Origin of the sequence: Photorhabdus sp. RM71S, from assembly GCF_042879355.1 — a bacterium.
In the GTDB taxonomy this organism is placed as follows: domain Bacteria; phylum Pseudomonadota; class Gammaproteobacteria; order Enterobacterales; family Enterobacteriaceae; genus Photorhabdus; species Photorhabdus kayaii.
Map to the genome: position 1 here is coordinate 1 of NZ_JBHFKV010000189.1, position 518 is coordinate 518.

The 518-nt window shown below is 44.6% G+C and carries 1 protein-coding gene; it reads left to right on the forward strand.

Features of this window, described 5'->3' with window-relative positions:
• The coding region (locus ACGF5R_RS24445; RefSeq protein ID WP_387693232.1) for a hypothetical protein at positions 1-402 on the forward strand (402 nt) is incomplete at its 5' end.
• Between the last annotated feature and the right edge of the window lie 116 nt (positions 403-518).

Consider the following 518-nt stretch of genomic DNA (forward strand, 5'->3'; position numbering starts at 1 on the left):
ATTATTCGGTTTGATGGCGATATTCCAGAAGCCGCTGAAAACACAAAGATAGACTTAGAGGGAGGTAGCAAGGCATTTCACTACGATGAAGATGGTCGCCTGTTTGGCTTTAATAATCTGAAAATACTGAATGGTCGTTTTCCTGATTTTGACAAAATCATCCCAACAGAGAAGCAGGATGTTATGCCGTTCTTTCGCACCGAGTATCTGTCCTACCCCTCTCAGATGTTTGATGGGGTGGGAACGATGATAATGGAGCCATCCGGCATGAAGACAGCTTGCCGCTTTCGGTTCTGCCCGCTGACGAACAAGTATTACGGCAACCCTGTTTTTATAGTCATGCCCTGCCCAGAGGATATTTTCGAAGTAATAGAGCGGGAAATGAGGGGGTGGGAATTATGAAAATCAAATATCTTGATGAAGGTATGGTTTCAAAAATCATTGTGACCAGCTTTATAACTGAACGCCGCAAACATAACCGTTGTGTCGATGCCGCCCTGTTTATGACATCTGTTCGC